Origin of the sequence: Sphingobacterium sp. JB170, assembly GCF_900163865.1 — a bacterium.
Lineage (GTDB): Bacteria > Bacteroidota > Bacteroidia > Sphingobacteriales > Sphingobacteriaceae > Sphingobacterium.
In genome coordinates this window covers 88,728-95,737 of record NZ_FUKU01000042.1, presented here as the reverse complement: position 1 = coordinate 95,737, position 7,010 = coordinate 88,728, and the positions used below count along the sequence as shown (strand labels likewise).

The 7,010-nt window shown below is 40.4% G+C and carries 9 protein-coding genes; 1 reads left to right on the top strand and 8 read right to left on the bottom strand.

All coding sequences use genetic code 11. The features are described from left to right. The 5 genes from FM107_RS12555 to FM107_RS12530 form a co-directional block, all read right to left on the bottom strand. Positions 1–478: toprim domain-containing protein (locus FM107_RS12555; protein WP_256959511.1), on the bottom strand; the 478-nt coding region annotated here is incomplete at its 3' end. A 6-nt stretch (positions 479–484) separates the two neighbouring features. After that, entirely contained in the window at positions 485–1,942 is a 1,458-nt protein-coding gene (locus FM107_RS12550; RefSeq protein ID WP_034727118.1) for a DUF3945 domain-containing protein, read from the bottom strand. A 98-nt stretch (positions 1,943–2,040) separates the two neighbouring features. Beyond that, entirely contained in the window at positions 2,041–2,334 is a 294-nt protein-coding gene (locus FM107_RS12545) for a helix-turn-helix domain-containing protein (RefSeq protein WP_034727116.1), read from the bottom strand. 11 nt (positions 2,335–2,345) lie between these two features. Further along, positions 2,346–2,699 (bottom strand): helix-turn-helix domain-containing protein, encoded by a 354-nt coding sequence (locus FM107_RS12540; RefSeq protein ID WP_034727114.1) that lies wholly within the window; start codon positions 2,697–2,699, stop codon positions 2,346–2,348. Positions 2,700–2,949: 250 nt separating this feature from the next. Continuing rightward, positions 2,950–3,795: an RteC domain-containing protein gene (locus FM107_RS12530; RefSeq protein ID WP_034727108.1), complete on the bottom strand. Its 846-nt coding sequence runs from the start codon at positions 3,793–3,795 to the stop codon at positions 2,950–2,952. Positions 3,796–4,150: 355 nt separating this feature from the next. Here FM107_RS12530 and FM107_RS12525 point away from each other — a divergent pair, with 355 nt between their 5' ends. Then, positions 4,151–4,864 carry a TIGR02757 family protein gene (locus tag FM107_RS12525; protein WP_218778976.1) on the top strand — a complete coding sequence of 238 codons (714 nt, stop codon included), beginning with the start codon at positions 4,151–4,153 and terminating at the stop codon, positions 4,862–4,864. Positions 4,865–4,883: 19 nt separating this feature from the next. On the opposite strand, the gene FM107_RS12520 is transcribed toward FM107_RS12525, so the two are convergent. Genes FM107_RS12520 through FM107_RS12510 form a run of 3 tightly spaced genes read right to left on the bottom strand, consistent with a single transcriptional unit; the run spans position 4,884 to position 6,918 of the window. Then, positions 4,884–5,318 (bottom strand): GNAT family N-acetyltransferase, encoded by a 435-nt coding sequence (locus FM107_RS12520; RefSeq protein WP_086948846.1) that lies wholly within the window; start codon positions 5,316–5,318, stop codon positions 4,884–4,886. Then, positions 5,315–6,325 carry a type I glyceraldehyde-3-phosphate dehydrogenase gene (gap, locus tag FM107_RS12515; RefSeq protein ID WP_179204476.1) on the bottom strand — a complete coding sequence of 337 codons (1,011 nt, stop codon included), beginning with the start codon at positions 6,323–6,325 and terminating at the stop codon, positions 5,315–5,317. Before gap ends, FM107_RS12520 begins: the two co-directional genes overlap by 4 nt. Next, on the bottom strand, positions 6,325–6,918 hold the full coding sequence (locus FM107_RS12510) for a peroxiredoxin (RefSeq protein WP_256959510.1): 594 nt from the start codon (positions 6,916–6,918) through the stop codon (positions 6,325–6,327). The genes gap and FM107_RS12510 overlap by 1 nt, the downstream gene beginning before the upstream one ends. Positions 6,919–7,010 lie beyond the last annotated feature (92 nt).

Below are 7,010 nucleotides of genomic sequence, written 5' to 3'. Positions count from 1 at the left end.
CGTCAAATGCTGTCCCGTCTTTAAGATTATCAAAACCTTGTTTAATGGCTTTTTCTGTTAGTGAGCTTATCCAAAGGCGTTCAAAGGGCTTGTTGCATTTCAGGTATTCATAAATGTACCTGAAAATGAGTTCGCCTTCACGTCCTGCATCGGTAGCCACTATAATACTGTTGCTACGGTTAAAAAGCTGTTCAATAACTTTCAGCTGCTTTAATGCACCTGTATCGGCTGTATAACCTTTGTCTTTTTTAATTTTCCGAACGGTCAGCAAAAAGGGATTGGGCAGTATTGGCAAGGTTGATTTATCAAATCCTGATATTCCATAATCTTCTGGCATTCCCAACCCGATAAGGTGTCCGAATGCCCACGTAACAAAATAGCCGTTGCCTGTCAGGTAGCCGTCCTTTTTCTCGGATGCTCCCACAAGTCCGGCTATTTCCCTTGCTACGCTTGGTTTTTCTGCAATGATTGTTTTCATACTTTACTACATTTTTCTGCCTTTGGACTTTGCAGGAGCTTTGAGCTTTTCCTGTTGTTCCTGCTGCTGTTTGTTTTTCGGTCTTTGTTGCTCCGACTTCAAAGGCTCTTTGATGTTTTTGGTCGCTTCGTTGGTCTTGCCCTCCGAATTGACGGCAGTTTGCGTTTTATGAGCTTCGGTGGGTTTAACCCTTTCCTTATATTTATTAGGAAATTCAAAATTGGTTTTTCCGGTTTCTCTATTGAAAGTGATGTAACCCTGATATGGCTGCCCTTTTTTATCCCTCAATCCGTCAATATAGACGGTTTGTCCGGCTTTAAAATCCTTATGTTGCTCATCTGTCAGTTCCTTACCTCTGAATGTTCTTGGAGCTTCCTGCGGCTGACTTTGTTGGTTATTCTGCCCCCTGCTTTGTGCTTGCTGATTAGAGTTGCTTCTGTCAAACATAAATTCAACATAGCGCTTGTCTGCATTGAACTGTACGGTTGCCGAAAATTCAGTTCCCTTTTTAGAAATCATTCCGTCTAACTGAAGCGGCTTACCCTCCATTAAGGTTTGCTTTTGCTTTTCATTCAGCTTTACGCCCTTAATTTCGTCAGGAATTTTTATGAAATCTGTCTTTAGTGCAATAAGCTCATTGGTCAGCCGGTCCACACTGATAATGGATGGCATCAGTTCTCCTGTTTTAGAATTGATTAGATTAACCACACGCCCCATATTGCCTGTTTCGAGCAGGTTTTTCTTGTCTTCATCCGTAAACTTATGTCCGAAGAACTCAAAGTGCAGATTAGGTTCTTTTTTGATACCGTGTATTGCCACGATAACATTTCCGCCTTCGCCCTGCTGTAAAGACAGACGGGCATCTGTGCGGAGGATAGAACCTCCAAGGTTAATGCCTACTGGTACAAGTTCGTTGGTTTTAAAACCTCGTAACAAAGGGTCGAGCAGGTTTCTTTTTTCGAGGTATTCCTTGCTCAATCCGAGATTTTTCATTGTGTCCCAATCAATCTGCTCCGGCTTATAGCGGTATTCGCTTGTTTCCGGTGTTGTTTGTGCTGTTGCCATATCATTTTTATTTTCTTGTTTATTATTCTCTTGTGTGTCGGTTTTTATTTCGTGTTCTTTCATCACTTTTTCGCCCTCCGGTGTAGGCTTGTCAACTTGTTTCTGCATTTCCTTTGCCTTTTCTACGGCGATAGGTTCGGGTACTTTGAAAAATGAAAAGTTGGTCGGGTTTTTCAGTTGGCTGATAAAGTTGGAGAAGAAATTTGAAAAGAAATCGCCGTGCTTGTCCACACGCATAAACTGATTTTGGTTCTTTTTTGTGGGGTCAACAGTTTCCATTTTCCCGTTTTTGTCAATGCTCTTTACTGCTTGGATTTTCATTTTATCTTTATCCAGCACCAATAATATGTCCGATAGTTGTTCGGGCATTTCCTGTTTGTTTGTTGTTTCTTCGGTCATAATCTGAAAAATTTAAAGTTCATCGCCGAAAGTAAAATAAGCGTTCACTGCCTCGCCCGATGTGGCACTCAAAGGCAGTATTTGGCGTTCATTGGCTTTCATTTCTTAGGAGGAGGGTTAAAGCTCTCTCTTATGAACTGATGCACATCGGACAACTTGTAATACAGTTTTCCGCTTATCGTATAATAGGGTAGCTTGCCAATGGAGCGATACCGTTGCAGGGAGCGGTTGCTGATTTTCAGCATTTGCAATAAGTCTTGATTATCCAATAATTCTTCGCCGTCTATGCTGTTGCGTTTCCTTTGCAGTTCATCTATATTATCGCCCAGCATATCAAGGCGACCCATTAAGCGTTCCATCCACGCTATAAATTCCATTCTATCAATATTCATAGCCACACTTTTTAGGGTTTGTCGGATTTTAGTCTTCTGCCTTTTTCCATATAGCTTTTGCCTTTTGCCATTAATTCCTGTACAAATTCATCACTGCTTTGTATAGCATTGGCATTGAGCATATCCTTAATGGCTCCAATAGTGTAGAAATATTGACCGTAGATTTTCGAGTATGCTATCTCGCCTTTGGTCCGCATACGCCATAGAGTTTTTTCACTGATGTGCAGGTATTGGCATACCTCGTGATTGTTAAGCCACAAGTCATCATAGCTTGTGTTGTCTAATCTTTTCAGGTAATCAGCAATGGCATTAATACGGCTGTTGAGCTGTTGCCACGCTTCTTCTTCGATTGTGATTATTTTCATCGCATTGCTCCTTAATGTTTACAATGCAAAATTCTCAAAGGTGGCAGTGTTTGTCCGCCAACCCTCGCCAATTGGTTAGGCGGTTTTTTGAAAATTTTTACAATTATGAGAAACCCTTGTTTAATAAGGGTTTTGGAGCATTTAAGATATTTCTTAATGGAGTTTTACTGACATTTGCCAATTGGCATTTATGGGCAAATAAAAGAGCAGTACAAAAAATGTTCTGCTCTTAAAAACTGTAATGAAACAACTAAAGGTCTTTGTCCATATACTCTTCAAGGGATATTTTGAGCTGATCTAAAAATGCCGTTCGAGAACCTGCTCTTGTTTTCATTCTATGGAAAGAATGATGTATATCGTTTAAGGGCGTTCGGAATAACACCTGGAAAATCAAAGCTAATTTTCTAATACCTATTTTTCCATAAGCAATGGAATTTGAAGCATATAAAGCATATATAAGTTCGATAAGGGCATTTTGAGTATTTGTCCACGAAATATCTTTATTTGCATCTCCATTTATTAAAATCAAATCTGGATTTTCTTCAGGATTTATTTTAGCAATCATATAAGTATAAAGTAATTCGTTCGCTATAATATGAGCTATCTTGTTATCATAGTATGTTGAAAAACTAAGGTCGATTTCAAATACGCCACTCTTTAAGCCATCGTGGTAATTGATTTGCCCGAGCCTGAAAAAAGAATGATCTCGGTCAGTCCTTCCTGTACGATAGTACCTGTAAAAATCTTCATTGCATATACTCTCTTTATATTCTGATTTCAGCGATTTTAATAGGTTCTCATAATAGCTTTGGTGTATTTCCCCATTACTCACCGGACAAGTTGTTTCAATACGGAATACTTTGTTATAGTATATGAGTTTACCTAAAACTTGCGGTTTGATATTTTTGAAAAATTCTATCTCTTGCTGTTCATCTGTAAATCCAGTCTGTACGACTTGGGTTTTTATGGAACACAACATTTCATTAAGGAATAAGGTCATTTGATATGCTTCTTCCGATGTTGGCAACATTTGAGATGAAAGTTTATCTTCCTGATACCTAATTTGCGATAATATTTTACTCAATACGATTTCCATAGCGTAATCATTTTAAAAGTTAGCACTATTTGTTTCGGAGTTACAATTATTGTATATAAGCCAAAATTTGGAAATAATCTTGAAACCAATATCACAGATTACACCCTATGGGGGGATTTTTTCATAGAACTTAGATGAAAAAATGGGTAAAGCAGTAATGTACTTTACCCATTAATTTATTACATTTGCATTAATGATTTACAAGGTAATCAAGTGAAAGCAAGTGCAGTAAGCACCATTACTAAATCGTTACCGATAGCATTTTCCATTCTTGTAATCTACTCTTAATGAACCTATTTAGGTCAAACTAATCTTTTTATAAAAAAAAGTAGAAGCATTTAACAAACCATCATTCATTGAGAATGACCCCATCAGTATTCCGCATCTGTTTACGAACCCAAAGGACATTGAGATAATGGGTTTCTTTGCTTCTATTCTAGCGTGGGGCCAACGAAAGACGATCATCAACAAGTGTAAAGAGTTGATTGAGCGGTTTGATGGGCAGCCTGCAGAATTTATTCGTAACCACCAGGATAGTGATCTGAAGCGATTGTTAGGATTTAAGCACCGCACGTTTAACGATACGGATTTGCTGTATTTCGTTTCGTTTCTACACTTTCATTATGCACATTTCGAGTCGCTCGAAGATGCTTTTTTGCGGGATAAGGATCTGTTAACTGCTGGTTTTTCGATGGAGCGTAGTCTAATTGAATTTAAAAAATATTTCTTCTCTCTTCCAGATTTCCCGGTGCGTACAAGGAAGCATGTCAGTTCACCGCAAAGCAAGTCGAGCTGCAAGCGATTAAATATGTATTTGCGATGGATGGTACGCAAAGATGACAATGGTGTGGATTTCGGATTGTGGGATCGTATCTATGCGCAGGACTTAATCTGTCCTTGTGATGTACATGTAGAGCGTGTAGCTCGTAAATTTGGCTTGATTGCCATCGACAAAGTCAGCTGGAATATGGCCAATGAATTGACAGATGCCTTAAAAACGTTCGATCCGATGGATCCTGTAAAGTACGATTTTGCCCTCTTTGGGATGGGGGTGGAAGGGGAGTATTAAGGGGGGACGCTAAATGCATTTAAAGTAATTTAAACATTTCTCTGTGCGGGCCAATTTCCGGAATTTCGAACATGTCAGACATGAATTCGAAACCTTGCGAAAGATAAAAAGCAAAAGCAATCTCGCGGGCGTTAAACCACAAATAATCAATATTCAGCTGTGTTTTGATGTGGTCCTCCGCTGCCCGTAGCAACTCTCTGGCATATCCGCGGCGATGATACTGCGGATGAGTCGCCATTCCCCGAAGACGATAGGCGTCATGGGGGAGTTTACCATGGTTTTCCTTCTGACAACTCAGTACACAGGCCAGCTCCTGACGCACTGTAAAAAAGCCTAAATGAAATGTTGTCAAATCGTCGTCTTGGTCAAAGATACATTCCTGAAGTGGTAGGGAGTCGCGTAATACTAAACTCCGAAGGGGAAGCGTTTGCACGGAGGAAATGAAGCGGATCATCGTGTGTTCGTTCTGGAAATTTTGACGAGTAAATCAACCATTCGGTTGGAGTAACCAAATTCATTATCATACCACCCTACGACTTTGACAAGCCCCCCTACAATCGATGTGAGCTGCGCATCAAATACGCAAGAATAGGGGCTATTGATAATGTCAACTGAGACAATTGGATCTTCGGTGTATTGGAGAATGTCCTTTAACGAGCCACTAGCCGCCTCTTTAAATTTTTGGTTAATCTTCTCAACGCTAGTTTCTTTTTCCAGAATACAAGTGAAGTCTGTAAGTGACCCGTTTAATACGGGGACACGTATGCCTGCGCCACCGAGTTTTCCTTCGAGATGAGGGAAAACATTTGTTATTGCTTTTGCTGCTCCAGTTGTTGTTGGGATGATAGAGGACGAAGCTGCGCGTGCGCGACGCAAGTCGCGGTGCGGTGCATCGTGCAGATTTTGATCACCGGTCATGGAGTGGACGGTTGTGATGTACCCGTCGCGAATTCCCCAGTTTTCATCAAGAATTTTAACCAATGACGCAACGTTATTTGTCGTACAAGACGCATTAGAAAAAAGTGGTTGGTTCCAATCGAACGTATTGTCGTTAATTCCTAAGACGACCGTTGGTACTTCTTTATCCGGCGATGGCGCAGAAATTATGGTTTGCCGAGCACCTGCCTGAAGATGACGTGAAGCTTTCTCTGCGCTTGTGAAATGCCCCGTAGCTTCCACCACCACGTCAATATCTAAATCTTTCCAAGGTAACATAATGGGATCGCTTGCTCGAAAGACATCAATAGTCTTCCCTTGAATAATCAACTGATTATCGTGATAGGTAACTTCATGCTCAAAAGGCCCGTGGACTGAATCGTATTTTAGCAAATGGGCGAGGGTCGCCGTGTCGGTCACGTCGTTGATTGCAACGACAGTAAGCTCTCGCTCGAGTCCACGACGGTAAATATTACGCAAAGTATTACGGCCTATTCGACCAAAGCCATTGATTGCTATGTTCATTATTTTGTAAGCTCTGACAAAATAAAACCAATCTCTTTTTCACCTTCCCAGTGATTTTTTAGAGATCCGTCCGCACCATAGATATAGTTTGCTGGGAACTGTTCTGGAACATGAATCTTCTGAATAAATTCTTGATTACGATCGTACAAAACTTCTATGTTTGGCTTGTCGACGAGTTCCTTACCAAATGTTTCAAGAAACGAGGCCATCAGTGCGGGTTCATTCATCGATACAAAATATATATTGATGTCTTTTATTTTATCGTAATTCTTGGCCAGAAGACCTGCTTCGTGTTGACAATGGCCACAGTTTGGATCAAACAGGACAAAAGCCGTGTTTTTTCCTGACTCTATATCGGCATTTGTAAACTCGATGCCCGATTTTACTTTATAGAACTTAAAAGCAGGGAGCGAAGTTGCCGCATCTTTGATTAATGGTGCGGTTTGAGGCTGGGAAGCTTGCGCTTGCGGGTGTGCTGCAGGAGTCTCTTGTTGAACTTGTTGTACGGCATTGTTATTTGTGGCTTCTGACTGACAGGCTGTTAAGCCTGTAATTAAAGCTAGTGTAAGTCCGCTGTAAAAATATTTTATCATTAGCATATTTCTTTATATCCAAAACTAGGAAAAAAACCGACAATGGCCTAGCTAAATTATGTGAAATGATTTAAAAATGAAGAAGGGTCTCT

What these genes read in the sequence shown, in the direction of transcription:
- FM107_RS12520 (WP_086948846.1), bottom strand. Translation starts at nt 5,318, where the DNA reads ATGATCCGCTTCATTTCCTCCGTGCAAACGCTTCCCCTTCGGAGTTTA.
- gap (WP_179204476.1), bottom strand. Translation starts at nt 6,325, where the DNA reads ATGAACATAGCAATCAATGGCTTTGGTCGAATAGGCCGTAATACTTTG.
- FM107_RS12530 (WP_034727108.1), bottom strand. Translation starts at nt 3,795, where the DNA reads ATGGAAATCGTATTGAGTAAAATATTATCGCAAATTAGGTATCAGGAA.
- FM107_RS12510 (WP_256959510.1), bottom strand. Translation starts at nt 6,918, where the DNA reads ATGATAAAATATTTTTACAGCGGACTTACACTAGCTTTAATTACAGGC.
- FM107_RS12540 (WP_034727114.1), bottom strand. Translation starts at nt 2,699, where the DNA reads ATGAAAATAATCACAATCGAAGAAGAAGCGTGGCAACAGCTCAACAGC.
- FM107_RS12550 (WP_034727118.1), bottom strand. Translation starts at nt 1,942, where the DNA reads ATGACCGAAGAAACAACAAACAAACAGGAAATGCCCGAACAACTATCG.
- FM107_RS12545 (WP_034727116.1), bottom strand. Translation starts at nt 2,334, where the DNA reads ATGAATATTGATAGAATGGAATTTATAGCGTGGATGGAACGCTTAATG.